The organism is Vibrio sp. 10N.261.55.C5 (genome assembly GCF_041470505.1).
Taxonomy (GTDB): domain Bacteria; phylum Pseudomonadota; class Gammaproteobacteria; order Enterobacterales; family Vibrionaceae; genus Vibrio; species Vibrio crassostreae_C.
The window spans coordinates 1-2,231 of the sequence record NZ_JBFRMS010000114.1 but is presented as its reverse complement, the minus strand read 5'-3'; the positions used below and the strand labels follow the sequence as shown (position 1 = coordinate 2,231).

Below are 2,231 nucleotides of genomic sequence, written 5' to 3'. Positions count from 1 at the left end.
ACCAACGTCTTTACCGTTACTTTCTCTGGTGCAAATCTAGGTCAATACACATTTACGTTGCTTGAAGCGCTTGACCACGAAGATGGTCTGGTGAATAACAGTTTGAGCTTTGACCTGCCTGTTTATGCAGTAGACAGCGATGGCGATGATTCTTTGGTTTCTCAGTTAAATGTAACCATCGGTGATGATGTTCAAATCATGCAAGGTGGTACGTTAGATATCACTGAACCAAATCTTGCAGACGGCACAGTGACAACCAATACCATCGATGTGATGCCAGAGCAAAGCGCCGATGGTGCGACGATCACTCAGTTCACTTATGACGGTCAAGTTCGAACACTGGATCAAACGGACAATGGTGAGCAGCAATTTAGCTTCACTGAAGGCGAGTTGTTCATCACTCTTCAAGGTGACGTGCGTTTCGAACCCAATCGCAATCTAGATCACACAGCTAGCGAAGATATCGTGAAGTCGATAGTGGTGACTTCAAGCGATTTAGATAACGATGTGGTGACGTCAACGGTCACTCTGACCATTACTGACGGTGATATCCCAACCATTGATGCGGTGCCAAGTGTCACTTTCTCTGAAACGAATCTTGCAGATGGTTCTTCACCAAGCGGCAGTGCAGTAAGCCAAACAGAGACGATTACCTTCACCAATCAAAGTGATGATGTTGCGAGTTTCCGTATTGAGCCAACCGAGTTCAATGTGGGCGGTGCACTTAAATCGAATGGATTTGCGGTCGAGATAAAAGAAGATTCGGCTAATCCGGGGACTTACATCGGTTTTATTACTAATGGCTCGAACGCTGAAGTTCCTGTATTCACGATTACTTTCTCTACAAGTACTTTGGGTGAATACACCTTTACCTTACTTGAAGCGTTAGACCATGCGGATGGTTTAGATAATAACGATCTGAGCTTCGATCTACCTGTTTATGCGGTCGACACAGACGGCGATGATTCATTGGTTTCGCAACTGAATGTGACCATCGGTGATGATGTTCAAATCATGCAAGACGGTACGTTAGATATCACTGAGCCAAATCTGGCTGATGGTACGATCACAAGCAACACTATTGATGTGATGCCAAATCAGAGTGCGGATGGCGCGACGATCACTCAGTTCACTTATGACGGTCAACTACGAACACTTGATCCGAATGACACTGGTGAACAGCTGTTCAGCTTCACTGAAGGTGAGCTTTATATCACCCTTGAAGGGGAAGTGCGCTTTGAACCTAATCGCGATCTAGACCACTCAGTTAGTGAAGATATCGTGAAGTCGATTGTCGTGACTTCAAGCGATTTTGATAACGACCCGGTAACTTCAACCATTACGCTGACCATTACTGATGGTGACAATCCGACTATTGATGCGGTGCCGAGCGTATCACTTAAAGAAGCGGATCTCGCTGATGGCTCATTGCCAAGTGGTAGTGCGGTTAGCCAAACGGAAACCATCTCATTCACGAATCAAAGCGATGATGTTGAGAAATTCCGTTTAGAGCCTAGTGAGTTTAATAGTGATGACTCATTGAAATCCGATGGCCTGCCAATTGATCTGAAAGAAGATCCTGCAGGCTCAGGTAACTATGTTGGTTTTACAACTAGTGCCTCTAATGTAGAAACACAGATTTTCACATTAAGCTTTAGCGCTGCGACTCTGGGGCAATATACTTTTACGCTGTTGGAGAATATCGACCACGAGGATGGTCGTGGCAATAACGACTTCACGTTCGAACTACCAGTTTACGCGGTTGATACCGACGGTGATGACTCGTTAATGTCACCGCTATCGGTAACGATTACTGATGATGTTCAAGTGATGGTGAGTGGTTCGCTTAGTATCGAAGAGCCTACTGTTGCCGACTTGTCTGCAGGTACGCCAGCGACATCCGTTTTCGATGTATTAACATTCGCGAGTGCCGATGGCGCGAGCGTGACTCAATTTACCTATGACGGCACCGCTTACTCTCTAGATCCGAATGATGCGACCGAGCAAGAGTTTACCTTCACCGAAGGCTCACTGTTTATTACGACTCAAGGGGAAGTGCGCTTTGAGCCGAACCGAGATTTAGACCACTCAGCAGGCGATATTGTTAAAAATATCGTTGTGACATCAAGCGATGGCGATGATGACGTTCTTACCTCGACAGTGACGCTTACGATTACGGACGGCGATGTCCCAACCATAGATGTCATTCCACCAATCTCACTATCTGAAAC

General features: G+C 45.9%; 1 pseudogene. It reads left to right on the top strand.

Going from position 1 to position 2,231, the window contains the following annotated elements:
- A pseudogene (locus AB4263_RS24045) lies at positions 1 to 2,231 on the top strand (hypothetical protein); the annotation flags it as partial.